23 protein-coding genes and 1 pseudogene are annotated in these 24,756 nt (G+C 62.8%); 11 read left to right on the top strand and 13 right to left on the bottom strand.

Going from position 1 to position 24,756, the window contains the following annotated elements:
* Positions 1-893: 893 nt before the first annotated feature.
* The 5 genes and pseudogenes from V5E97_RS14365 (at position 894) to V5E97_RS14385 (ending at position 4,656) form a co-directional block, all read left to right on the top strand.
* A complete protein-coding gene (locus tag V5E97_RS14365) occupies positions 894-1,700 on the top strand; it encodes a class I SAM-dependent methyltransferase (RefSeq protein WP_406700005.1) in 807 nt (268 codons plus the stop codon).
* A 19-nt stretch (positions 1,701-1,719) separates the two neighbouring features.
* Positions 1,720-2,118 (top strand): NAD(P)/FAD-dependent oxidoreductase, encoded by a 399-nt coding sequence (locus tag V5E97_RS14370; protein WP_406701316.1) that lies wholly within the window; start codon positions 1,720-1,722, stop codon positions 2,116-2,118.
* Positions 2,100-2,447, top strand: a pseudogene (locus tag V5E97_RS14375) (carboxymuconolactone decarboxylase family protein); the annotation flags it as partial. The gene V5E97_RS14370 and the pseudogene V5E97_RS14375, both read left to right, overlap by 19 nt.
* A 4-nt stretch (positions 2,448-2,451) precedes the next feature.
* Complete coding sequence (locus V5E97_RS14380; RefSeq protein WP_406700006.1) at positions 2,452-3,183, top strand: class I SAM-dependent methyltransferase; 732 nt, start codon at positions 2,452-2,454, stop codon at positions 3,181-3,183.
* Positions 3,184-3,261: 78 nt separating this feature from the next.
* Complete coding sequence (locus V5E97_RS14385) at positions 3,262-4,656, top strand: APC family permease (RefSeq protein ID WP_406700007.1); 1,395 nt, start codon at positions 3,262-3,264, stop codon at positions 4,654-4,656.
* A gap of 104 nt (positions 4,657-4,760) precedes the next feature.
* Here the strand turns inward: V5E97_RS14385 and V5E97_RS14390 are convergent, their stop codons facing one another.
* The 3 genes from V5E97_RS14390 to V5E97_RS14400 all read right to left on the bottom strand — a co-directional run bounded on the left by V5E97_RS14390 (position 4,761) and on the right by V5E97_RS14400 (position 6,691).
* On the bottom strand, positions 4,761-5,621 hold the full coding sequence (locus V5E97_RS14390; RefSeq protein WP_406700008.1) for a helix-turn-helix transcriptional regulator: 861 nt from the start codon (positions 5,619-5,621) through the stop codon (positions 4,761-4,763).
* Between the two features lie 317 nt (positions 5,622-5,938).
* Complete coding sequence (locus V5E97_RS14395) at positions 5,939-6,070, bottom strand: hypothetical protein (protein ID WP_406700009.1); 132 nt, start codon at positions 6,068-6,070, stop codon at positions 5,939-5,941.
* A gap of 153 nt (positions 6,071-6,223) precedes the next feature.
* Positions 6,224-6,691, bottom strand: coding sequence for an Rrf2 family transcriptional regulator (locus tag V5E97_RS14400; protein ID WP_406700010.1), 468 nt, complete (start codon positions 6,689-6,691; stop codon positions 6,224-6,226).
* 665 nt (positions 6,692-7,356) lie between these two features.
* On the opposite strand from V5E97_RS14400, the gene V5E97_RS14405 reads away from it, so the two are divergent.
* Positions 7,357-8,760 carry a polysaccharide biosynthesis/export family protein gene (locus V5E97_RS14405; protein WP_406700011.1) on the top strand — a complete coding sequence of 468 codons (1,404 nt, stop codon included), beginning with the start codon at positions 7,357-7,359 and terminating at the stop codon, positions 8,758-8,760.
* A gap of 80 nt (positions 8,761-8,840) precedes the next feature.
* On the opposite strand, the gene V5E97_RS14410 is transcribed toward V5E97_RS14405, so the two are convergent.
* Positions 8,841-10,283, bottom strand: a complete 1,443-nt coding sequence (locus V5E97_RS14410) for an MFS transporter (protein ID WP_406700012.1) — start codon at positions 10,281-10,283, stop codon at positions 8,841-8,843.
* Positions 10,284-10,457: 174 nt separating this feature from the next.
* On the opposite strand from V5E97_RS14410, the gene V5E97_RS14415 reads away from it, so the two are divergent.
* The gene (locus tag V5E97_RS14415; RefSeq protein ID WP_406700013.1) at positions 10,458-11,930 is read left to right on the top strand and encodes a hypothetical protein; all 1,473 of its coding nucleotides are present in this window, start codon (positions 10,458-10,460) and stop codon (positions 11,928-11,930) included.
* A gap of 130 nt (positions 11,931-12,060) precedes the next feature.
* Here V5E97_RS14415 and V5E97_RS14420 read toward each other — a convergent pair whose 3' ends face one another.
* From V5E97_RS14420 to V5E97_RS14450, 7 genes are all read right to left on the bottom strand, one after another.
* Positions 12,061-13,275: a FliM/FliN family flagellar motor switch protein gene (locus V5E97_RS14420; RefSeq protein WP_406700014.1), complete on the bottom strand. Its 1,215-nt coding sequence runs from the start codon at positions 13,273-13,275 to the stop codon at positions 12,061-12,063.
* Positions 13,275-14,201: a hypothetical protein gene (locus V5E97_RS14425; RefSeq protein WP_406700015.1), complete on the bottom strand. Its 927-nt coding sequence runs from the start codon at positions 14,199-14,201 to the stop codon at positions 13,275-13,277. Before V5E97_RS14425 ends, V5E97_RS14420 begins: the two co-directional genes overlap by 1 nt.
* A gap of 26 nt (positions 14,202-14,227) precedes the next feature.
* Positions 14,228-15,016: a response regulator transcription factor gene (locus V5E97_RS14430; RefSeq protein ID WP_406700016.1), complete on the bottom strand. Its 789-nt coding sequence runs from the start codon at positions 15,014-15,016 to the stop codon at positions 14,228-14,230.
* 79 nt (positions 15,017-15,095) lie between these two features.
* Complete coding sequence (locus V5E97_RS14435) at positions 15,096-16,313, bottom strand: ATP-binding protein (protein ID WP_406700017.1); 1,218 nt, start codon at positions 16,311-16,313, stop codon at positions 15,096-15,098.
* A 58-nt stretch (positions 16,314-16,371) separates the two neighbouring features.
* Positions 16,372-16,872, bottom strand: a complete 501-nt coding sequence (locus tag V5E97_RS14440) for a response regulator (RefSeq protein ID WP_406700018.1) — start codon at positions 16,870-16,872, stop codon at positions 16,372-16,374.
* Between the two features lie 76 nt (positions 16,873-16,948).
* Positions 16,949-19,045, bottom strand: coding sequence for a PAS domain-containing sensor histidine kinase (locus tag V5E97_RS14445; RefSeq protein ID WP_406700019.1), 2,097 nt, complete (start codon positions 19,043-19,045; stop codon positions 16,949-16,951).
* On the bottom strand, positions 19,033-19,443 hold the full coding sequence (locus V5E97_RS14450) for a PAS domain S-box protein (protein ID WP_406700020.1): 411 nt from the start codon (positions 19,441-19,443) through the stop codon (positions 19,033-19,035). The genes V5E97_RS14445 and V5E97_RS14450 overlap by 13 nt, the downstream gene beginning before the upstream one ends.
* 241 nt (positions 19,444-19,684) lie before the next feature.
* Here V5E97_RS14450 and V5E97_RS14455 point away from each other — a divergent pair, with 241 nt between their 5' ends.
* The 4 genes from V5E97_RS14455 to lgt are packed head-to-tail and all read left to right on the top strand — an operon-like array spanning position 19,685 to position 22,187.
* Positions 19,685-20,050 (top strand): (2Fe-2S) ferredoxin domain-containing protein, encoded by a 366-nt coding sequence (locus V5E97_RS14455; protein ID WP_406700021.1) that lies wholly within the window; start codon positions 19,685-19,687, stop codon positions 20,048-20,050.
* Positions 20,051-20,087: 37 nt separating this feature from the next.
* Entirely contained in the window at positions 20,088-20,915 is an 828-nt protein-coding gene (gene panC / locus V5E97_RS14460) for a pantoate--beta-alanine ligase (RefSeq protein ID WP_406700022.1), read from the top strand.
* Between the two features lie 6 nt (positions 20,916-20,921).
* A complete protein-coding gene (panD, locus tag V5E97_RS14465; RefSeq protein WP_406700023.1) occupies positions 20,922-21,311 on the top strand; it encodes an aspartate 1-decarboxylase in 390 nt (129 codons plus the stop codon).
* Between the two features lie 27 nt (positions 21,312-21,338).
* Positions 21,339-22,187 carry a prolipoprotein diacylglyceryl transferase gene (gene lgt / locus V5E97_RS14470; protein WP_406700024.1) on the top strand — a complete coding sequence of 283 codons (849 nt, stop codon included), beginning with the start codon at positions 21,339-21,341 and terminating at the stop codon, positions 22,185-22,187.
* Between the two features lie 214 nt (positions 22,188-22,401).
* Here the strand turns inward: lgt and V5E97_RS14475 are convergent, their stop codons facing one another.
* Positions 22,402-23,400, bottom strand: a complete 999-nt coding sequence (locus V5E97_RS14475) for an AAA family ATPase (protein WP_406701158.1) — start codon at positions 23,398-23,400, stop codon at positions 22,402-22,404.
* 106 nt (positions 23,401-23,506) lie between these two features.
* The gene (locus tag V5E97_RS14480) at positions 23,507-24,457 is read right to left on the bottom strand and encodes an FHA domain-containing protein (protein WP_406700025.1); all 951 of its coding nucleotides are present in this window, start codon (positions 24,455-24,457) and stop codon (positions 23,507-23,509) included.
* Positions 24,458-24,756 lie beyond the last annotated feature (299 nt).

Raw genomic sequence — 24,756 nt, forward strand, 5'->3', positions numbered from 1 at the left:
AGCCCTTCCCAAGGTGTGTGGGGAGCGTGAGCTTCCTCTCTTCCGCCCCCACCCGAGGAAGTCAGGAAGCTCACGCTCCCCACACGCCATTTTTTTTTGACCGAGGGAATCGCCCGCGCCGTCGGCAGCCACAACAGCGTAGACAAGTCCTTCCCGCTTGGCTTCTGTGCGGGGAGCAGGGCTTCATCTGCGACAACCTGGCGTTCCGCTCCGAGCTGCTCGTCCGCCGCGATCACAGCGTCAACGGAGATCGATATATCGTCCGGCGAATCGCCGAGGCCGTCGGCTCTCTGTCCTCGTTCCAGGAGCAGGAAGCCCTCCGCAGCGAACGCATGAAAGGAGGGTGAACTCGGCGACGACCACGCCGACGCCCTCAGCCTCCGCGGCTTTGAGTGGGGCGTCGTCGGCCACCACGAGCTCTTGAAGGTCCTCCAGCAGTGGCGAAACCCGCCCTTCGAGGAGTTCCGACCGCGGAAGGCCTGGGCCCCGCTCAACGCATTCACCGGGGCCATGAAGCAACGCGGCACCGCTCAGCCGCAGACCTACCACGGGCAGACCATGCGGCTCCAAGCCCTGCTCGATCCAGAGAGGAATAGAGCCGGATCACTCCAGTAGGTTCCGTCGGACGGATGCGTCGGAACCTCCACCCTCCGCGCCCCCGACAAATCATCCCGGCGCGCGGCCGGCCAGGGAGAGCGGTTTCAGGCCGACAGGCGATCTCGCCCAGCGGCCCCATCAGAATTGGTTGCGTTTCGGCGCATTCGATGTCGGCAATAAATGCCGGCCTATCGAGGAAGGCCACCGCAACATTCTGCAAACGGACAGCACGCACGTGGAAGACCCGCCAAGGTCACGGGAGTAGACTTCTGAACCATGCCGGGGAGGGAGTTATTATGACGTCGATCGATTTCAACATGGGTCCGAAGGAATCGGTCGCGGCGGCGGAAGCCTATGCACGCCTCCGCGAGCCGCTGACCCTGCCATACGGCCTCGACACGCTGGCGGCGCTCTGCCTCCAACCCGGGGAGCGGCTGCTCGACCTCGCCACCGGCACGGGAGGGGTTGCCCTCGCCGCCGCCCGTCAGGGAGCCGAGGTTGTCGCCGTCGATTGGTCGCCAGGCATGGTGGGATTCCTCGACGCACGGACGAAGGGCGAGGGGGTCGAGGGCGTATCGGCACGGGTCATGGACGGTCAGAACCTGGAACTGCCGTCCGCTCACTTCGACGCCGCCTGCTCCGTGTTCGGGATCATGTTCTTCCCCGACCATCGGGCCGGCTTGTCCGAACTACTGCGCGTCCTCAAGCCCGGCGGGCGGGTCGGGATAGCGGTGTGGGCGAGCCCGTCGCGGATGGGGCATCTCGGGGTGTGGGAGCAAGCGGCCCACCGCATCTGCTACCCCCACGCTCCCCGATTCCCTCGACCGCCCGCGTGGCTGCAAATGGACTCCCCCGAGGGGTTGCGGCGGGAGCTGGAAGCAGTCGGTTTCCGGGACGTCTCCGTAACCCGAATCACCCACGGGTGGAATGTTCCTTCGGCACGGTGGTTCATCGATAACGCCGATGCCAGCCAGTCGCTCAGCGAAAGCCCCGATACCCGCAAACGGATACGGGAGTCGGTCCTCGCGCAACTCGACGACGAGTACGGCGACGGGCCGTTCGCCCTGACCGCCCACGCCCACATCGGCATCGCAACCAGGTAATTACCGAGAGGAGCCATCCATGACGACCACGACCGACGTGAGCCGCAGGGACGCCTTCGCCCTCATCGCCGGGGCCGCGACGGGTCTTCTGGCCCCGGGTTCCGAGACACCGGCTGAGGAGAAGACGATTTCGCCCGCCAAGTTTGACTACGACGCGGTGATTGTCGGAGGCGGCCCGTCCGGCTTGAGTGCGGCGCTGGTGCTCGGCCGGTCTTGCCGGAAGGTGCTGGTCTGCGACGAGGGCAAGCCACGGAACCATGCGTCGCCAGCCGTACACAGCGACTTCTCGCGGGACGGGATCAAGCCGGCGGAGTTGTTCACGGTCGGGCGGGAGCAACTGGAGCCCTATGGCGTCGAGTTTCGGGACGCCCGGGTCACGGACGCCAAGAAGGTGGAGTCCGTGAGGCCCGAAGGGTAGGCGACAGTGAGGAGCGGATGTTCGCCATGGCGGCGTGGCGGGAAGCCCCGTGCTTCAGCGATGCCGCGCTCGCCCTCGCCGAGGCCGCAACCCGCCTGAGCGACCGAGCCGACCCCGTGCCGGATGAGACTTGGGTCGAAGCCGTCCGGCACTACGATGCACCAGCCCTCGCCTCGCTGATTTTGGCCATCGCCATTGCGCACTTCGGGAACCGAGTCAATGCCACCACGAGGCAGGTGGCGGGTGAATGCGAGTGTCCGAAACCGAGTTCATTGTGCGATCGCATGGATGTCTTTGGTGTCAGTAGGCGTAAAACGAAAAGGATATGATGCTATGAAGAAACTTGTAATTCTTGCGACTGTGCTCACTGCTGCGGCTGGCATCTCAAGCAGCGGCCCGTGGCAGGAGGTCGCCGTAGCGGAAGGCAAAATTGACAAGACCGTCGAGCAGGAACCCAAACGGAAAGTCCATCCCATGCACGGGAATCATAAACACGCCTTTACAGACCCGGCGGAGAGTGCGAAGAAGTGGAACGACCCGGAACGGGACAAGTGGCAGCGCCCGGAAGAGATCGTTGCGGCCCTGGCCCTAAAGCCGGGGGCGACGGTCGCCGACATCGGCGCGGGGACGGGCTACATGGTCGCCCCCCTGAGCAAGGCGGTGGGCAAGGGCGGCACGGTCATCGCCATCGACTCTTCGGCGTCGATGGTCGAGTATCTGAAGAAACAAAGCGCCGATCTGGGACCAGCCGTGATCGTGCCGCGGAAGGTCGGTCCGGACGACCCCGAGCTCCAGGCCGCCGGCGTGGACGCGGTGTTGACGCTGGACACGTGGCACCACGTCAAGGGGCGAGAGGCGTACGCCAGGAAGGTGTACGAGGGGCTGAAGCGCGGAGGGCGATTCGTGGTTGTGGACTACGAGGTCGGCGCGGAGACGGGGCCGCCGAAAGAGATGCGGCTTGCGGCGGGGCGCATCGTGGAGCAGCTCGAGGCGGGGGGCTTCCGCGCGGCGGTCGTGCGCGAGTCGATGTCGCGGCACTACATGGTCGTGGGCCATAAAGATTAAGTTTCGCCCGGGCGCGGGCCTCGTCATTTGAGCCCACAGCATTGGGAAAACCAGTTCCGGAAAAAAAAAGGAGACGGGATGACATCCGCGACGGAGCCGGCCCACGCCCGCGGCGCGCCTTCGGAGGGGCCGCGGTTCGGCCTGGCAACGGCGACCTTCGTGGTCGTATCGAGCATGATCGGCACGGGCGTCCTGACGACGTCGGGCTTCACGGTCTACTTCGTCGGCAGCAATCAGTTGATGCTCGCCCTCTGGGTGGTCGGAGGAGTGCTCGCGGTGTGCGGAGCCCTGACGCTGTGCGAGCTGTCGGCCGCCCTGCCGCGCTCGGGGGGCGATTACGTTTTCCTCCGAGAGGCGTACGGCCCGCTGGCCGCGTTCCTCTCGGGCTGGGTCTCGTTCCTGATCGGCTTCGGCGGGCCGATCGCGGCCGCCGCGGCCGCCGCGGCGGAATACCTGCTGGCCCCCTTGCGATTGGGCGACGCCACCATGTCCGTCGCCCGGCCGGGGATTGCCTCGGCGGCGATCGTCGCGCTGGGCGTGGCCCACTGCCTGGGCCGCGGCTCGACGATCCGGGTGCAGGCCGGCATGACCACGCTGAAGATCGGCATCCTCGCCGTGCTGGCGGCCGGCGGCCTGGCGGTCGGCTGGGGCCGGTGGGAGAACCTCGCCGACCGACCCCCGATGACCCCGGGCCTGCTCGTCACGATGGCCTCCTCACTGGTCTACATCTCGTACGCCTACACCGGTTGGAACGCGGCGGCGTACCTGGCCGGCGAGGTGGACCGCCCGCAGCAACAAATGCCCCGTGCGATCCTGCTGGGCACGGGCCTGGTGCTTGTTATCTACCTGGCTCTGAACGTGGCCTACGCACTGGCCCTGTCGGCCGCCGACGTCCGTGAGATCGTCGGAAGGCCGGATCACGTCGACGTCATCGCGCCGATCGCCCAGATCGCCGCTGATCGGCTCTGCGGGCCCCGCGTCGCCGACCCGATATCAGTGGCCATCGGCCTGACGCTACTGGCCTCGCTCAGCGCCTACATCCTGACCGGCCCACGGGTCGCATACGCGATGGCCCGCGCTGGCCAGTTCCCCGAAATCGCCGGCCGGCTCTCATCCCGGGGCACCCCCACGGTCGCGACGACCTTGCAAGTCGCCTGGTCGCTGGTCCTGCTCTGGGTCGCCCCATTCGAGGGGATCCTGCTCTACTCGGGCATAGGCCTTTCGATCTTCTCGATGTTGACCGTCGGCGCTGTCTACGCCTTGCGTCGCCGTCCCGACCTGCCGCGGCCATTCAAGACACCCGGCTATCCGCTCGTGCCGGCGGTCTACCTCGCCGGGACCGGCCTGCTGACCGCGTCCGTCTTTTACGAACGCCCAGTCGTTTCGTCGATCTCCCTATTGAGCATCGCCGCGGGTGTGCCCGTCTACTACTTCTGGGCCGCTGGAGTTCGACGCCGCCTTGCCGCTCCATGAGCTGACCCCGTCCCCTCGCGGGAAGGATAACTTCTACCAGGCCGCCTTGGACTGCGTGGCGGTCGTGCTCCATCAGATTCCTACAAGAGTGTTGAAGGCCGTCTTCACCGTGGAGGTCCCTCGGCACGGCGGGCTAACTCGCCGGGGGTGACCCCGAGGAGCCGTCGGACGTGGCAGTGTAGGTGCGACTGACTCGAGAAGCCGACACTCGCCGCCGCCTGGGCGATGTCGGAGCCTGCCAACAGGAGCTGCCTCGCCCGTTCGACCCGGCGGCGGATGACGTACTGGTGCGGCGGCGTGGTGGTGGCGGCTCGGAACCGGCGGGCGAAGTGGTACGGGCTCAGGCCGGCGAGGGCGGCCAGCCGGGCGAGCGACAGGTCACCGTCGAGATGGCTTTCGATGTGGTCCGTTACCCGCCGTAGTTGGTCTTCCGGCAGGCCGGCGACGCCCGGGGGTCGGACTGGGTCATGGCCGGAGTATTCTTGCAGAAGGTGGACCACCAAGGCCGTGCCCAACGACTCGGTCAGCAGCGACGGCCCGCCGCCCAACTCGGCTTCGTGCGCGAGCTTCCGGGCGACCTCCCCGGCGAAGATGTCACGCCGCATCGCCGCCGGGCGGAGGCGGGCGGCGTTCAATCCTGACCGTTCGGCGACCCGATCGAGCAGTCCGGTCGAAAGCCAGACCGAGACCGCTTCGAAGGGATTGTCCCATCGGACCAGGGTGGGGACGAAGGCCGGTGTCACAACCATGTCGCCCACCGCCGGACGGCCCGAGTAAGCCCGGCCCTCGCCGAAGTGCCACTCGACGTGTCCGGGGCTGGAGAGGAACAGGGTGATCTGGTGGAAATCGTGGGAGTGCCGGCCGCGAAACGCGGGCTTCCGGGGCGACGAGCGACGGACGACCAGGCCTTCAATGAGACCCTCGTCATGCCGATCCATCGTCACGATCTCCAGCGCATCGCCCATCGGGAACCTCCAATACTCTTCCACCGCCAGGGCACCGCACTCTTTGTGGGCGATCCTTGCCGAACAGGCTCCGGCGCCAGTCCAGCGGATCGCCGACCCGATCTCGCAACGGGGGGCCGGCAATGGGGATATCCGCGCCGAGCCGCCGGAAGCACCCCTGGGCCTGAATGATGTGTTGCGAGTGCTTCAGGGAGCGCCATCGAATCAGATGCGTGGATCCCTCGTCGTTGGATGAACTTGCGAGCGTCCGGCCCCGTACGAGCTGGCGCCCTGTCGGAGACCTCGGCCCGCTCGCCACCGGCTCCGAGAACCAGCACTCATGCATCTTCCGGGGCGTGCTCTGCGATCAGGAGGGTCGTGATGCGGTGCGGGGCGTCGGAACCCGGCACGATGCGCGGCGGCCCCTCGGCGTATTGGACCACGGCCTGGGGGCCGGAGAATGAATTCATGGGCCCGCTCACGACCCCAACTCGAAGGGCATCACGCCGGACGGGCACGGGGCGATCGGGCGTTCCTGTATGCAGCACGGTCTCGGCGGCGCGACTTTCCCGGTCAGACGGCGGATGTAGCCCGATGCCGCACGGCCGCCCACCGGAAATGCGTTACAAACCATGGATTTCACCAATATGCTTATACGATTTTCCACGAGCAAGGAGGCGGCTGTGTACGTCGACGCTCAGCATGGCCAGCGTCACTTCGTCGAGACGCGAGAGCAGCAACGCCTCCGCATCCTGAAAAGCCTGATCGAGAGCGGCGTTCACTGCCTGTTCGACGAGGCAGCCGGGCGCTTCCGTCCGATTGCCGATGGCCAGGAGTGTAGGGCCGCCGAGAGCGGTATGGATGTCGCGTAACGTGACCCTGGTCAGGTCGCAGTCTAGCGTCCAACCGCCGCCATGCCCCTTCTCCGACCGCACATACCCCCGGTTCCGCAAGCCGGCCATGATCCGCCGGATTACGACTGGGTTGGTGTCCATCGCCCTCGCGAGCGTTGCGGAAGTCAACGAGTTTTCGTGCTCGGCCATGTGCAGCAGAATGTGGAGCACGCCCGATAACCGACTGTCGCGTTTCATGTAACTTTAGATATTGCATGACAGCTCGAAAGTCAAGCCTCAGAGCGGGAGAGGTTACGCCGCAACGATCCAGCCCAGCTTCGCGGACCAGCTTATCGTAGGCGCGATTCTCGCTGGTGTCGTCACCCGGATCCGTCCCTCGCCAGAGCTCGGAAGCAGCCCGGCGGGCGGGGTATGCAAGTGTATCGACCCGCGAAGTCGCGAAGGCTTCTCACCAGCCCCGCCTCGAGAACGAGGTCAATCGGGAGGCCTATTCCCGTTAAGGAGCCAACCCGCCTCAGAGGCGACTGAGATGGGTTAAGAGGAGGAAATGGTGGTTAGCAAGCAACCACGTGGCTGGGGAGGCAGGGGGAAAGTGTGCGCAGAGCGACCGATGGGCGGCTCCGCCGGCCCCGAATCCTGGAAACAGTGCTTATGTGTGACGCAAAAATAAACGGATTGAGGACGGATGAAATATCCGGGTCAATTTGTCCGTGCGGAGACTTCGGCGAACTCTTGGGAGCGACGGGGCAGAACGCCGTTTGGCTGGACTCCAGAGGTGGAGGCGAGCGGTTGCCCAGCGTCCCCAGATTGACGACTCGTCGTGTTGCGGACCGATCGCCAATCACATAGCATTCATGTATCCCCCCTTCATCACATCGCCGAATTATGTGGAGGGCTCACCCGTGGAGATTCTGTCGCTGCGCGCCCGACTTGGATGGTCCCTGCTTGCCTTTGCACTTCCGCATCAGACTCACGCCACTCCCCCCGCCATCAATTCGGTCCCACTCCCCGTCCGGAGCTTTCCTTCGGAGGAGGAACTCAGGTTGTTTCTGGAACCAAGACCCCTCGTCGCGATCCCGGATGATCCGCCACCGCGTGAAGGGGCGATGTTCGACCTTCCGTACATCATCGAACCTCCGGACCTGATCCTGCTCGAAGTACTTGAAGCATTACCCGGCCGGCCGATCTCCGGGGAACGGCTGGTGCGTCCCGACGGTACGATCTCCGTGGGGTTCTATGGCAATATTTATATAAGAGGACTTACGGAAGAACAGGCAAAGGCAAAAATACTCTTGCATCTTCGTGAACACGTAAGCGATGAATATCTTGGCCTTTTCAAATGCCTTGGTGATGCTGTTAGGCCTTCTCCCGTTGGGGCGGAAGCAGCGACGGATCCGGCAGGAAGCGACGCAGCTCGTCTCAACAGGGAGAGCGTTCAGCCGACCGAAGACAATTCGGAAGAGGCTCGACCCGCGAAGCCAAAATCAAGAGGCAAGAAAGCGAAGAAGCGTTCTCGCGGGCGAGCGGCGGAAGTGGCAACCACGGGCCGCCCCGAACCGGTAACAACGCGTCAGGGCGAGAAGGATCCGAACCCTTCGAAGCCTCGCAAACCGGAAGGTGAAAGCACCTCGCAGAGCCCAATCAAGCCCCTCGACCCGTTACCTTCCGGCTTTGCCCCGGTCATGACCGTCCACCCGGCGGATTCCGACCGGATCTTCCTGGACGTCACGGCTTACAACAGCAAGAACTATTATATCCTCGGCGATGTGGCGTCTCCCGGGCGAATGCCGTGCACGGGAAATGAGACCGTTCTGGATGCTTTGAATTTCGCTCGTGGATTCCTCGCGACCGCGGACCAGCAGAACATCCGACTCATTCGCCCCGCGCGGGGGGGCAAGCCGATTCGGATCTACCAGGTCGACTATCAAGCAATCACCGAGAAGGGAGACGTGACCACCAACTACCAGGTCTTTCCCGGCGATCGGATCGTCGTGGGCCGCAATGACGTGGTCAAGAAAACGATGGAACTCGATCGGCTTGCAGCGCCCCTCGACACGATCTTCAATTCGATTCTGAAGTCCAGTTTCATGGCTAAATCGGTGAAGAACCTCGGCGACTCGGCTCTGGGGGCCTCAACCCGGACGGAGGCTCAACACGTGGCGATCCTCAAGGTCTGGGCTGAATTCTGGAGTAAGGCGCTGGCGGAAAAGGAGGGTGTGACCTTTGACGAGACGAGACTCCGCGAGGCCTTGCTTCGGGCGCTGGAACCCGCTGCGAAGGGAGCCGAGGAAACGAAGCCTCAATGAGGTCATGATGAGGAAGGGAGGCGCGACACGCCCATCGCAACGCGATGGGCGTGTCCCTGATTGGTCGCAGGATCGATGCATTACTCCGGCAACGGCTTCCCGTGTGTCTCGGGGGCAAACGGAAGCGTCAGGAGGCCGATGACGAAGACCAGACACATCGTCACGCCCGCATAGCGGAACGGCAGGGCGGCATCGGTGGCCTTGTAATGACCATAGACTTCGCTCGTGAGCAGACCGAGCACCGACGGTCCTACCGCCGCAACCAACCGCCCCACGTTATAGCAGAACGAGATGCCCGTGCTGCGCAGTCGGGTCGGGAAGAGTTCCGGGAAGTAGATGGCGTATCCGCCGAACAGCGTCAACTGGCAGAATCCCATGAGCGGGATCATCCAGAAAACGTCGTAGAAGCTATCGAGGAACCAAAATGTGAACGCCGTCGAACCCATCGCCAGCAGGAACGAGATGGCGAAGGATTTCTTGCGGCCAATGATCTGGGTGACTTTGCTGAACGCGTAGATGCCGAAGAAAGCACCAATATTGAGGAGGAGTGAGGTGATCCCGCTCCAGAAGGTGAGATTGCCGCTGATGAACTTCTCGGCGGCCTCTCCGGTGAGGCCATCCTTGCTGGCTAGAGCCCCGAAGTGATCGCGGAACACGGTGCGGATCAGGTCGAAGCTGAAGAAGCCGATGCCCCAGAGGCCGACCACGCCCGAGAACGCCAGCAGCATGCCCACGAGCGTGTTCCGTCGCCAGCGCGGATCGGTAAAGAGTTCCGCGATCGAACCCAGTTTGGGCCCGTCGCTGACGATTCCCGCCGCCTTATCGGCCGCCCGTTTTGCCACGGCCGCCTTCCACCGATCCGGCTCTTTCAGACGCTTCATGATGAAGATCGTGAGCAGGGCGGGGAGTACCCCGATCACGAACATTCCGCGCCAGGAACTCGCGATCATGTTGGACTCTTCCAGCTTGCCCATGACAATGCTGATCAGAGCGGCCATCATGTTGCCCACCGCCGACAGCGCTTGCAGCCAGCCGAGGGCGGCGGTCCTCGCCCGGTCGGGCATCACCTCCGCTACCAAGGAGACACCGACGGCGAATTCACCCCCGACCCCTAGCCCGGTCAGGAAGCGATAGAATGCGAAGTCCGCAAAGCTTGTGGCAAACGCACTCAGACCGGTGAAGGCTGAATAGAGCAAGATGGTCAGGATCATCGTCTTGGCTCGACCGATCCGATCACCCAGAATCCCGAAGATCAATCCACCGATCGCCCAGCCGATGATGAAGATCGACGTGGCATAACCTGCGTACTTATCAATATCCAGATCGCCTGGCTTGGCGCCGATCAACTCGGTGATGGCTGGTTTTCTGGCAAGATTGAAGAGCTGCTGGTCCATCGTATCGAAGAGCCAGCCGAGTGCCGCGACGATAAAGACAAACCAGTGATAGCGGTTGAGCAGCTTGTACCAAGGGCGGGAATCATCATCGGCGGGAGCCGAAGCGACAGGCGAATCATCGAAATGCATGAAAGAGGGTCTCCGGAGCGACGACAGGCAGGCGATCAAGCGATCCGTCTCTGCTCACTCCCAATCATTGCGGTATCATGGGCTTCCGTGGAACGATCCGCTTGAAGATAACATGATGGCCGCCTCGATGCCGCTATCGGGACTCCGAGTTTTTTCTCCTCCGGAACGATCGCGATGCGAAAAGCCGTTCTCGCGGTGCTTGGCGTGCAGATCGCGCTCACTCTGGGCTTCATCCTGACGCTCCGGACGGGACGCTTTCCACTCGGGATACCAGGAGAATGGGAGTGGCTCCGACTCCCCCCTGATGTCTCGCCTGTCGCCCTGCAATGGGCCATCGGATTCTCGGTCATTCTCGGCTTCGCGAGCTTTGCCGGATGGGGAATCAAGTTTCTGGGCCCGACGCCCAACCGGCTCAAAGAAGTGACGGCTATCGTGGGACTGGTCATCGCCTCGCTCGTGACGCAAATGCTCGTCGCCATCGCGGCGCCTGAGGGTTACGGCATGGCCAAGTGGATCCTGGCACTGCACAACCCCGGGTCGAATGGCTACTACACTGTTGCGAAACAACAGATGGGCGATGTTGCCCAATTTTTGGCGGACTACCCGGTCTGGATCCGTAGCCAGGGGGCGCTTCACATCGGCACCCACCCGCCCGGCCTATTCCTCCTCCAACGCGGTCTTCTCAATGCGATGGAGGCCCGGCCTGAGGTCGCTCGGTTTGTCGTCGATCATCTCCCTCAATCCCTCTCGTCGGCCTTCCTCGTTGTTGAGCAATACGATCATCTGCAGCGAGCCGATCGCGCGACCCTCGCGTTGACCGGCGCTCTGACGATGATGCTCTGCTCGTTGACGGTGGTTCCTCTTTACCTCTTGGCCCGCTCGACACTCCCCGCGAGCGCGGCCTGGGCCGCTGCGACTCTCTGGCCCTTGGTCCCCGCGGCGAACCTGTTTCAGCCCGCGGCCGACACGGCCTTCCCCTTTCTCACGACGGCGGCACTTGCGCTCGCCGCGTACTCAGGTCGAGGTCCGTCGCGATCGGGCCTGATCGCCGCGGCCGGCTCGGGCGCGGTCATGGCGTTCGGGATGGGCTTCACCCTGGCCTTTCTCCCGATCGGGCTGATCGTGGCGATCCTGATTGTCACCGCTCCTGGCCGGACCCTCAGCCAGAAGGGGGCAACGATCGCCGTGGTCGGGATCGGCTTCCTCATTCCCACCTTGCTGGGTTGGGCGCTCACTCGCTCGAATCCGTTTTTGACCTGGTGGTGGAATCAGCGAAATCACGCGCGTTTCTATGTGGAATATCCTCGATCGTATCTCGCCTGGGTTGTCGCCAATCCGATTGAGCTTGCGGTGGCGATCGGGCTGCCTGCGGCCGTGTGGGGGCTGGTTGGAATGGGTCGAGGCCGTGAGATCCCTCGAGTCTCGCTGGCGACCCTTGCCTTGCTCGTCGTTTTGACCCTCAGCGGACGGAGCTTGAGCGAGGTGGCCCGGCTCTGGCTGCCGATGATGCCCGCGCTACTGGTTGCCGCGGGCGCTGGCCTGACCCGGCTCGGCGGGGGAGCGGCTTCGCTGGGCATCACCGTCGGTTTGATCGGAGTTCAGACTCTGTTCCTCCAGGCAACGATTCAGGTCGTCTATCCCACCTGAGATCCGATCCCGTTTCCCCCCTTGCGACCGCAAGCGCCCCTTCCGCCGTTCGCTTCCCGATCAAGAAAAGCCAACGGCCGGTGGGGCAATCCTGGTCCCAGGGGAAAAAAGAAAACGAATGGTGCCGGTGTTAGAGGAAGATGTTGGTGACCCGGACGCCCAACTCGGTGTCGATCAAGACGAGCTCGCCCCGAGCGACGAGTCGACCGCCGGAGGTCAGCTCGACGGGCTCGCGAGAGTGCCGGCCAAGTTCGACCACATCGCCTGGTTTCAGGTCGGCGAGACGGCTCAAGGGGAGGTTGACCCGGCCGAGTTCGACCGTCAGGGTGACGGGAATGTCGGTCGGGGACACGGCTCCCGCGCCCTGGACGGAGCCGGGGTTCGAGTCGGCTGAAGGTTGACTCAAGGCAAGGCCCTCCCGAAGGATTGGTTCTCTCTGGACCCCGCTCTTGAGGCTCAGGAGGAGGCCGCCGGAGTTGGCGACCGGTTCGGTGGAAAACCAGACGCGAGTGTGGGGGCTACTGAGCCGCGTGGTGAGCTCGACCGGCCCCGTCGGGCTTTGTGGTGTCCCTCGAAGGCGGGAACCGCCCAGGGGGAGCACGCCGCCCACCCGAAGGGTTCCGAGGCCTCGAGACAGTTCGATGATGCCCGCCTCGGCTCGCCAGAGGCTGGAGAGCTCGCGAAACCGCTGAGTCTTCGCCGGCGCCGGCTCGGGGCCAGGAGGGGGATCGGTCGTCAGCCAGAGCGCGACGAGCGACTCGGGCAGCCAGAGCCGCACCGATCCGTCGACGTCTCCCACGCGGATTCCCCAACGCAGGGTGACGATCGGCCCGAGCTGGCGAATGTCGAAAGGGTCGGGACCCGTACGGTCGATCAGCAAGTCCCAGGGGCCGAGTGGCCCCGATCGGTCCGCGGCTTTCGAGAGCCCTCGCGCAATCAGGAACGTCAGCAGGCCCCACTCAACCGGCGTGAGTTGCAACCGCCCTTCGGTGGATGGCCGGTTGTCACCAAGGAGACGATCCGCCAGGGCGTGGGCGATCTGGGTCTCAATGCCCAATGCCAGCCGAGTCGAGAGCCGGGGCCAGGAGAACTGGGCCACGAGTCCCGGCCGGCCAAGTCCCGACGGCCGCCAGAGCACCTCGGCACGGCTGCTCGAGTCGACCGGTCCGAAAAGCGCTTCGAGGCCGAGCGCGGTCGTGGGTAAACGTCCCTCGGGCGCGATCCGAGCAAGTCGATCTTCCAGTTGAACCTGGCGGTGCGAGAGCTGGGGGAGCGATCCGAGCGGCCCGGCGTCCACTGTCTGCCGGCCGACTCTTGCTTTGGCGTCTTCCGAGGCTGAGGCCATCAAGGCATCGCTCCTCTCGGATCCTTGATACGACCTTCGTCGCGGAGGTGATCCCAGACGAATTGCAGGAGGTCCGACTCCCAACCGACCATGGCGGGAGCGCTCGACTTCGCCCGGGTCATCTGAGTGCGCAAAAGCTTGGCGACAGAGTAAGGGAGATGCTGCAAGGCCCAACGGACGCGATATGGCTCGCAGGTCTCGAGCAGCCTCGCGAAGGTGATCAGTCCGATCGACCCGAGCTTGTCCTGTCCTACCTGACCAAATTGGGCCAGGTCGAGCTGGGCCTGCGTCTTGAGATTGGGATCGATCGCTTCGAAGGCGGTTTGCACCGCGACACGAAGCGTTTGGGCGTGAGATTGGGAAATGGACGCGAAGCCGTTGGAGCCGGAGAGGGCCCACTTGGCTAGCCCGACTGCCGCGGTCAGCCGACTGATCTCGGGCAGGTCAAGTTGGGTCAGCGCGACGATCACAGGAGGATCGTTGCGGTCGGGCCAGTCTCTCACGAGGCGCTCGGCCCAGAGAGCCAGGGCCGCGTTCAGGGCCTCGGGCTGGGGCGTGCCGCGACTTTGCAAGTCTTCTTCCGAGAGACCGAGGCCGGTTTGGAGCGGCTGCCGGATGGACTCGGGAGCGTGTGCGGTCACCGCGAGCTGAACGGCGAGGGACTCGTTTTTCAAGGCACGGAGCCACCAACTCGGATGAATTCGACTCCAGTCAGGGTGGCGTTGCGCCTGATGCTCGCGGCGAATCTGGTCTCGCGCTTCCTCGGGGCTGAGCTCCATCACCTCGTTCCAGCCGGTTTGGAGGGCCTGCCGCCAACCGGGTTCGAAACGGTTCCAGAACCGGGCGTCGACCTCCTCCGACCACCCGCGCTGTGCCATGAGCAAGGCGCGGTCGGCGATGGCGAGTGGAGCCGCTGATCGCGTCAAATCAGACCTCCCCTGGAAAGCCGAGCTCAGTCCGTCGCTGAACTCTCGGCCGTTTCGAACTGCTTGATAAACGTGAGGGCTTCGCCGGATGGGTGAGGGGCGATTTCATCGAATTTGGCGGCCGCCACGGCCTTTGGCCAGCGCTTCTCGGCGGGGGCCGGATTCTGCTTGAGCCAGCCGGAGGCATCGCGAAGGGTGACGGTCAGTTTGTCGGATTCGACCTGGTAGGCGAGCGTCCCCACGATCTTGATCTGATGAGCCAGGCCCCAGGCGTCTGCGTCGGCCGCGATTTCGGCGAAGGCTGCGCCGATCCGCGCGATCGAGTCCGCATCCAGCGAAGAGCGGGCCACGAGCAGGCTCCGCATCAGGGCGAGCTGACGCAAGGTTTGCCCGTCGCCGTGGGTCTCGATCGGGATCTCTCCCTCGGACTCGTGGTTTTCGAGGTCACGTCGCCAGGCGTCGGCATCGGCCATGGCCTGGAAGATCTGATCGGGAGTATAGGGCTTGGGGATGTAGTCGTTGGCGCCGACGCGAAAACTTTGGAGCCGGTTCTCCGAGGCAATCCGGGCGGTGACCATGACCACGGGAATCAGGCTGGTCGTGCGTCGAGCCTTGATCGACTTGCAGACCTCATAGCCGTTGATATCCGGGAGCATCAGGTCGAGAAAGACAATATCGGGGGGCTGGTTACGGACTTTCTCCAGCGCCTCGCCCCCGGTGTAGGCCGAGTCGGTCCGGTAGCCGCGAAGCTGGACGAGCATGGCAAGGAGATGATTGGCCTCGGGCTCGTCCTCGACAATCAAGGCGGTTGGCATCGAAAAAGACTCTTGCGAACTTGGTGTCCGGCCCGCGGCACACGCCACTCGTCAGCCTCTTCCCCTTGAGCAGGTCAGTTCAATCGCCGGCCGTGGCAACCCTGTCACTCGATTCGGATTCGTCCGGCTGACGCCTCGGTAATCGAATGATGACTCGTGTTCCCTCGTCGACGACGCTCTCGGCGGAGACGCTTCCCCCATGTAGTTCAACGAATTGTTTGACGATGCTCAAGCCCAGCCCAAGCCCACGCTTGTTGAATCCAAAGTCGCCCGAAGAGTGACGGCTGGAGTCGAACTGAGTGAAGAAGGGCTGAAATAAGTAGGCAAGTGCGCGAGGTTGAAGGCCGATTCCCTGGTCGGCAACGATAATTTCAGCCTGATCTGGCGAGATAAGCCGGGCGGTCAGGGAGATTTTTCCGCCGTCAGGAGTAAACTTGATCGCGTTTGTCAGTAAATTGACGATCGATGCGCTTAGTTTGTCTCGATCAACTTCGAACGTACCGAGATCGTCGGCCAGACTCACATTCAGTACGAGATTTCGCGCTTGGAGGAATGGCGCAACCTGCTCGACTCCGTCGCGCAGGAGGGTCGACAACTCGGCCGGTTCGCGTTGGAGGGTCCGGCGGAAGTCGTCCGCACGCATCATGGTCAGTGTATTCGTGACCAGCTTGGCCAGTTGTCGAGCACTGGTGGAGATTCGCTCGATGAGCGTGCGTTCTTGCTCACTCCGGTCCGGATTGGTGAGCCGGAGTAATTCACTGAGGCCCAGGACCAGGGTGATTGGGGTGTTGAATTCGTGGCTGGCGACTTCGATGAATGCGCTCTTCAGTTGTCCCGCCTCGGCGAGTTCCTCGTTGGCTCGGGTCAGTTGCTGGTTGGCGGTCTGGAGCTCGGCAATCAGCCGTTTGCGCTCGGCGAGGAGTTCGTAATGATCGATGGCCTGGCGGAGAATTCCTTCGAGCTCGGTCGCATCCCAGGGCTTGAGGATGTAGCGGAAAATATTGCCTTCGTTGACCGCGTTGATCACCGCCTGGATGTCGGCGTAGCCCGTGAAGAGCATGCGGATCGCGTCGGGCTGGATCCGCCGAGCGTGGCTCAAGAGAACGTCGCCCGACATGCCGGGCATGCGTTGATCGGAGAGTATCAGGTGGACTTCATTGTGTTCGAGGATCGAGATCGCCTGAGCCCCGCTGCCCGCGGTCAGAACGCGATACGAACGATGGAACAGATGGCGCAGACTTTCCAACACATCAATTTCGTCATCCACCACAAGTAGGGTGTGTCGCCTCTGATCCATCCACGTCTCTCCGACTCGGAACTAAGCTCCACGTGTTGACGGTGGTCGGTGCCTGGTCTCAATTGGTTGCGGAGTGTCCGCCCAGCCGTTGGACCTGGGACTCCAGGGTGGAAACGCGGCTTTGGAGGCTCCCGATCACATCCAGGAGTTCCTCGCGCTCGCGAGCGGCCTCGGTCAAGCGGTCGTATTCCTCGGCGGCCAGGCGGACGGCCCCTTCGAGTTCCTCGGGTTGCCACGGCTTTTTGAGGAACCCGAAAATATGACCTTGGTTGATCGCGGCGATGATCGACTCGAGGTCGGCGAAGCCGGTGAAGAGCATCCGGACGGCCTGGGGATACTTCGATTTGACCTTGGCGAGCAGCTCGACTCCGGTGATCTGAGACATTCGTTGGTCCGACATCACGATGTGGACCTCTTCCTCCTGCATGATCCGGTAGCCTTCCTGGGCGCTGTTCGCTTTCAGAACGCGAAACTCGCGGCGCAGCAGGTCGTGGACGGAGTCACACACGTTCGGCTCGTCGTCGACGATCAGCAAGCAATGTTTGGCGATCGGTTTCATGACAATGAACTCCGCGAGCCTTGCCCCACGACTCAGAACAACGAAAAAAATAGGATTAAGGGGTTGGCCAAGCCGGCTAGGCTGGATTCAAGGGAAGGTAGATCCGGAAACAGGTGTCCTCGCCGGGAGGACTTTCCACCTCGATCCGGCCGCCGTGTCCGGTCACGATGCCGTGGCTGATGGAGAGGCCGAGGCCGGTCCCCTCACCCACCGATTTCGTGGTGAAGAACGGATCGAACAACTGAGGGAGACTCTCCGCGGGAATTCCCCCCCCGTTGTCGGATATCGAAAGACAGACCATCTCTCCCTCTCGAGCGGCGGAGACGCGGATGCGTCCCCCTTCGGTTCGGCCAGTGGCTTCGACCGCTTGAGTCGCATTGATCAGCAAGTTCAGGATCACCTGGCTGATCTGTGACGGGACGCAGGAGATTCGCGGAACCGCGCCATGCTCGACGGCGATCTCGATGTTATGGCGGCGAAGCCGTCCCCGGATCATCTCGAGCGCCGACTCCAGCATGTCGGGGATGGCCGCCGACTCCAATTTGGGAGGCGAGGTCCGCGCCAGTCCTCGCAGATTCTGAACGATGTTGGCGACCCGTTGCACCCCTTCGCGCGTCCGGCCCAACATCCGTCCCAGGTTTTCACGGACGTAGGGCCAGTCGAGCTCATCGGCGACCTCCTTGACCTCCTGGACCACCTCGGGGGAGGTCAAGGTCATCGGGTCGAGGGCGCGCTCGTAGATCGCGATCATCTCCAGAACGCTCTTCATGTCGCGTTCGAGCACCGCCAAATTGTTGGCCACGTACGCGAGCGGATTGTTGATCTCATGAGCCACTCCTGCGCTCAGTAATCCGATCGACGCCAACTTTTCGGATTGGGCCAGCATGGCTCTCATACGCTGACGTTCGGTCTGGTCGCGAATGGAACCGATAAACTGCAATTCTCCCGCCAATTCGATCGCATTGAGCGACAATTCGAGAGGAAAGTCCTCCTGGTTCTTGCGCCGACCCTTGAGCTCGACGGTCCGTCCCACGATGCTCGGCTGTCGGGATTCGAGCGCTGCCTCGAAACCGCGCTCATCGAGGTCTTTGAACGATTCGGGCATCAAGAGCGTGATTGGCCGACCAAGGACCTCGTCCATCGACCGGCCGAAGATCTTCTCGGCGGCGGGGTTGAACAGGGTGACTCGGCCTTGCCGGTCGGCGACCACAACCGCATCGAGGCAGCCCTCGGTGAGCTGGCGATAACGCGCCTCCGAAGCGGTCAACGCGAGGTTTTTCTCCTGCATCTCGCGTGCGTTACGCATCTGCGATTCCGCGAATTCACGGCGTGTTTCTTCGAGCGCCTTGCGTTCGGTGATATCGCGGATCACGGCCAGAACGGCGCGCTGGTCGTCGAACAGGATCGTCGAGGTATTGATATCGACCGGGATGATCCGACCATCCTTGGTGCAATGCCGACCTTCGCAGGAGAGATGCCCGTGCTGCATCTGAATCTCGAGCCGATCCTGGAAGCCGGCGGCGAATTCGGGCGAATCGACGTCACGCGTCGTCATGTGAAGGAGTTCGTCCCGCGAGTACCCCAACATGCGGCTGGCGGCCGGATTGACGTCGAGGAGTCGCCCGTCCAGCGCATGGACCCAGATCGCGTCCTCGATCCCCTCGAAGAGAGCGCGAGCGCGTCGCTCCGAGGCCACCAACAAGGCCTCAGTCCGTTTCCGCTCGGTGATGTCCTGGACCGTGCTGCGGATTCCCGTCACCCGGCCCAACTCATCGCGTTTGAATCGTTCCTCAATCGAGACCGTCAGGCGGCGTCCGTCGTGGGTCTCCAAGGTCCGTTCGATGGGCTTGAGAGGGTGGTTGCCGTGAACCTTTTCAGGGAAAGCCTGGCGGGCCTGCTCGCGGGTCTCGGGCGCGACGAAGTCAAAGACCGACTTCTCCACGACCTCCTCGCGCACGACCCCGAGCATCTCGCACTCGGTTCGGTTGATGCTGATGATCCGGCCTTCGACGTCCACCTCGTGGTAGCCCACCGGGGCCTCGTCGTAGAGCCGGCGGAACCGCTCCTCGGATTCGCGAAGCGCAACCTCGACCTGCTTCCGTTCGCTGATGTCAGTGACGAACGCGTAGAAGCCGCACGCGACTTCGTTCTCGTCGTAGTTCAGGTCGACCAACGCCTCAATCGGGATGAGCCGGCCATCCTTGCGGCGATATTCCTTTCATAACGCGTCGACTTGCCAGTCGTCCTGACACTGGTCAGCGTCTCGGCCATCGACGAATGCCAGCGGTCGGGAGTCAGGTCCGCCAGCGTCATCGCCTGGAGTTCTGCCGCGCTAAATCCCGTTAACTCCACGAACGCGCGGTTCACGGAAACGAGTCGGCCCCCAAAATCAACGGCTGCGAACGGCTGTGATGTGCGAGTGAGCAAAGTTCCCAGACCCCGAGTGAGCTTGGCGATCTCCCCCGAACACGGCTCGGGCGAAGATGGCGGATCGACGCCGGCCGTGGTGGCGACGGTACCTTGAGCATTGGACGCGCCCGTCACGGCGGGGACCTTGGAAGAGGAGTCCACGGAGCAGAGTTCCTTGCGACAAAACTCGATGGTGCTCAGTTCCTTGAGTATAGCCCGATGGCTTGCCAGGTGGTCCACGCCTTTCATCGCTTTTTTTTCAAATCGATCTCGCAACGAACCGCCACTCGCCACATCGAGGAGGTCTTGACCGATCCCTACGCTCCACTCCAGGATACAGTGAGGGGAGAGGGTCGGGCCGGGTGGCCGGGCTAAAACACTCGATCGGGAGCCGGGACCGGACATGCCCGCGTTCACTCACCACATCTTCGTCTGCGGCAACGTCCGCGCGTCTGGACACAAACGCGGGTGCTGCGATCCTGAGGGGACGCAGGCCCTGCGCGACGAGTTCAAGAAAGAACTCAAGAAAGGGGGCTTCGGCCCCTTGGCACGAGCCAATCAAGCCGGCTGTCTGGAACAGTGCGAGCATGGTCCCACGGTGGTCATTTATCCCCAAGGAATCTGGTACGGTCGTGTCACGGTCGAGGACGTTTCGCGAATCGTCACGAAGACTTTGATCGGCGGTGAGATCCTCAACGACCTCCTGATTTCGGACTCCTGCCTGAATAATCCTCAATGTCCTCATCGGCGGCCCGAAAACAAAGGTTAGGCGCGACGTGATTCCCTGGGTCAAGAGTCTTGCAGAGGTGCGTCAAGCAGTCGATGAAGCCCGGGCGCGGGGATTGCGGATCGGCTTGGTCCCGACGATGGGGGCGTTGCACGAAGGCCATGTCCATCTGATCGAACGGTGTCGGGCCGAATCGGATTTCGTCGTGGTTTCCGTTTTCGTCAACCCCACGCAGTTTGGACCGGCCGAAGATTTTTCACGCTATCCCCGGACGCCCGAACTGGATCGTGACCGCGCGGCGGCGGGCGGGGCTGACCTGATCTTCGCACCGACCGCCGAGGCGATGTATCCTCATGGCCCGGAATCGACCTGCGTCGAGGTGATTCCCTTCTCGGGGATCTTCGAAGGGGCGATTCGCCCCGGTCACTTCCGCGGCGTGGCCACGGTGGTCCTGAAGCTCTTTTCGATCGTGAGTCCGGATCTCGCCTGTTTCGGGCAGAAGGATTTTCAGCAGCAGTGCGTCATCCGACGGATGGCCGAGGATCTCAATCTTCGGCTCACCATCCAGATCGTGGAGACGGTTCGCGAGCCGGACGGCTTGGCCCTCAGCAGTCGCAACCGCTATCTCGATCCCGATCAGCGCCGCGGAGCGGTGGTCCTCTGGCGGGCGCTCGAGCAGGCACGATCGGCCGTGGCCGGGGGCGTTCGTGACGCCGAGCGGGTTCGACAGATTCTTCATGATACGATAAACTCAGAACCGATGGCGCAGCTTGACTACGCCGAGGTGGTCGACGCCGAGACGCTCGGTCGGTTGACTGTGTTGGGAGCGGGCCGAAACGCGGTCGCCCTGCTGGCGGTCAGGTTCGGTGCGACTCGACTGATTGACAATGCCTTCTTGCCGGAATGACGTAGGATGCGGATCAAAGTCCTCAAGTGCAAACTTCATCTCGCCACGGTCACTCGGAACGATCTCCACTACCATGGTAGCCTCACGATCGATCCCGACTTGCTGAACGCGGTCGGGCTCCTTCCGTATGAGGCGATTTTGGTCAGTAATATCGCCACCGGACTGAGAGCCGAGACCTATGTTCTGCCGGGAATACCTGGCCAGGGGCAGATCGAACTCAATGGCGCGATGGCTCGTCTGGGCGCCGTCGGCGATCAGATCATCATCATGGCCTTTGTCGATCTTGAGCCGGGCGAGCTCGATGGACATCAACCCAAGGTCGTAACGCTCGATGCCGGCAACCGCATTCGCGAGCATGTGGATTACCCGCCGATCCAGTACAAAGGTCACGCCTGATCGCCTTGCCCCGTTCCGGGAGGACGCATGCGGCAAATCCTCTTCACGATCCCCATTTTTGGCGGCGTCCCGATCTTCGGCTATGGAACCATGCTGTTCCTCGCCTTCATCGGCTCGACCCAACTCGCGGCCTGGCGCGCCAGACGCGAGAAGCTCGACCCGGAGTTGCTTTATGATCTGGCCCTCTGGGTCTTCATCGGCGGGCTTGTGGGCGCCCGCTTGTTCTACGTGATCCAGTACTGGGGTGACAAGGTTCGCACGGTCGGCGCCATTTTCCGGATCTGGGAGGGGGGGATCGTCCTCTACGGAAGCATCATGGGAGGAACCGCGGCGTTCTTCCTCTATCGATTACTCCGGCCATTTCCGCTTCGCCCATTGCTCGACGTCGTGGCTCCCTCCCTGGCCATCGGAATCGCTTTAGGGCGGTTTGGCTGCTTTCTCAACGGCTGCTGCTATGGAGATTATTGCGACTTGCCGGTCGGGGTGGCGTTCCCGATGCACTCGCCACCGTGGGACGCCCAGGTGATCAGCCACATGCTCGACGCGAAGGCTCGCTGGTCGCTTCCCGTCCACCCGACACAGCTCTACTCCTCGCTCGATGGACTGATCCTCTTACTGCTCCTCTCGGCCTACTACCCGTTGCGTCGCCGAGATGGCGAGGTCATGGCCCTTCTGATGGTCACCTACCCGATCAGCCGGTTCTTGATCGAGTACCTTCGGAATGACGAAGGAGCCATTTTCGCGGGGCTGACGATCTCGCAAAACATCAGTATCTTGCTCTTCGTCTGGGGTCTGCTGTACTGGAACTATCTGAGAAGGTTACCCGAAGGCCGCTACGCCGATGAGCAGGCCGTTCCGGGTCTCGTGGCGAAATAATCGATCCGCCATGGCTTCGGGGCGTTGCAGCCCCGGAGCGTCGAGCGGTCCTCGCCAGGGGGAAAACCGTTGGGAACGCATCGGGTTTGCAATGAGTTGGCGCCCCGGCGAAATGACCGTTTGAGCCCGGTCCCGGGCGTCTGAAGGCCGCCCGCGCGGGGCCGCGAATTGCGTTGCGGGACGTTACCGGTTCGCAACGAGCAACGGCAACCTCTCAGGGAACCGGGAGGTGGTCGAGGATCCGGCCGAGGAGGTCGTCGGGTGTCAGTCCTTCGGCGTCGGCCTCATAACTTGCGATGATCCGGTGGCGGAGCACGTCGCGAGTCAGGCTTTTCACGTCATGCGGGGTCACGTAGTCTCGCCCGCACAACAGCGCGTGACCCATTGATGCGCGGACCAACGCGATCGTCGCGCGAGGACTGGCTCCGAGCTCGAGAAGAGGCTCGAGGTCGAGTCCGTAGCGAGCCGGCTCACGGGTCGCTCGGACCAGATCGACCACGTATTCCTTGATCGCCGGGGCCACTCTGACTGAGGTCGCCAGCGCTCGGAATCGAAGCACATCCCGCGGACCGAACAGTGGAAGCGGGCTGTCCGTGCGTGAATCCGGGTGAGGACGTTCCGTGACGTTCGGCAGGTCGAGCATTGCCAGCTCCGCCGCACGATCAGGGTAGCCCACCGTAAGCTTCATTAGGAACCGGTCGAGCTGCGCCTCAGGGAGCGGATAGGTTCCCTCGTGTTCGATCGGGTTCTGGGTCGCAAGCACCCAGAACGTTTCGGGGAGGACGACGGTTTCATCGCCGACGGTGACTTGGCCTTCTTGCATCGCTTCGAGCAGTGCGCTCTGGACCTTGGCGGGCGCACGGTTGATTTCGTCGGCGAGCAAGACGCTGGTGACGATGGGGCCCGGTCGAACGTCGAAGGTTCCCGTGGCCGGCCGGTAAATCTGGGTCCCGGTCAGGTCGGCGGGAAGGAGATCGGGCGTGAACTGGATCCGGCGAAACGGAAGATCAAGGGCTCGAGCCAGCGCTCGCACGGCGCGGGTTTTTGCCAGACCGGGCACGCCCTCGATCAGGACGTGCCCTCCGATGAGCAAGGCGATCACCAACCGCTCAAGCAGTGTACGCTGCCCGACCACGACAGCTTCCAATCGCTCGATGAGGTCAGTCAGTCCGCGCTCGGCGTCGGCGAGAGAGAGGGGATCATCAACAGGTATCAAGCGGTGATCCCCGAAAGATCTCTGCGGAAAGCGCATCTTAACCCAAACAAGGTGCGCCGGATCCGATCAGGTAAATACGTCGACTCAAGGGCGAAGCTCTGAGTCACTTCGAGCTACGTCGCTTGTCCATCAACTTCCTGAGTATTTCCGAAGCCGCGTCGCTTGTGTCCTTGTAAGACTGCTTGGCGGGTGTTTCGGGCTGTTTCGCCTTTTTGACATAAAAGGGATTCGACTCATCGACGTACTCGTCGGTATTGTCCTCTTCGGACGCTTCGGCGGCGTCGTCCGATGTCTCCTCGTTATCAGAGAACTCATCGACGTCGCCTAGACCCTCGGGGAGCCGCTCGTATTCTTCATCTTCGGGATCATTCGTTGCGGGGGCAGGGGCCGGCGGTGGAGCCACTGGAGCTGAGGCAGCCACGGGAACTGGCGCCGGGGGGGCCACTCGAGCCGGGGGAGCGACCGGAGCCGGGGGAGCGACCGGAGCCGGAGCTGATGCGGGAGCGGCTGCCGCGGGGGGGGGAGCCGGCTTTGGGGGGGCAGGTTGGCTTGGCTTGGGGCTGGACCCGTCCTTGAAGGCCGTGATCGTGATCGTCTCTCCACCGTAGACGCCGGAGGGACGTTCTGGGGGGGGATTGTTGTTGTCGGCAACCAACCACGACTCGATCTCATCATGAGAGACATCGTCGGGGGAGGCCGTTTTGGGGCGTGCCTTGGCGGGGGCGACGGCGACCGGAGCGGCGACCGCCGCGGAAGGGACATCCTCGATCGAAATGGCAAAAGTGAGCTGGCCGATTTGGACGAGGTCACGATCCTTCAAGGCGTACGGCTCGGTCAACGCTTTTCCGTTGACCAATGTCCCGTTGCGGCTTCCTAGGTCCCTCAGCAACACCTTGTCAGCCGTTACCGTGAATTCCGCGTGTTCACGGCTAACCTGTTCGCTGTTGGGACGAAGATGGCAAGTCTCGCCGCGGCCGATCTTAAAGATCGGGCCCGCCAGGGGAATCACCTTCCCCTCAGGTTTACCCTGCACCACGATGAGCTGCACTTTCATGGATACCGTCCCTACCATTTGGATTTCAAGGCGACTGGTTCCGGAGCGAATCGCATCGGGGAGAGACCGTCTAACTCCCAAGCATGGACGGAAAAAACCGATAAAATGATAAGAAAGACTGAGTGTAACCGAGATTTCGAGGCGGTAGTACTGGTCGAGTTGATGATTTTTGCATCATAGCCACAACGACGGACGGCGAACAACGACCGAGTTCGAAACCACGAGGAATGTGGAGTTCAAACCTCGACTCCGCGTTACTTGAACGATGTTTCGCACGAATCGGGACGGTCAACGAGGTT

This window comes from Singulisphaera photorubra (genome assembly GCF_045290345.1).
Classification (GTDB): Bacteria; Planctomycetota; Planctomycetia; order Isosphaerales; family Isosphaeraceae; genus Singulisphaera.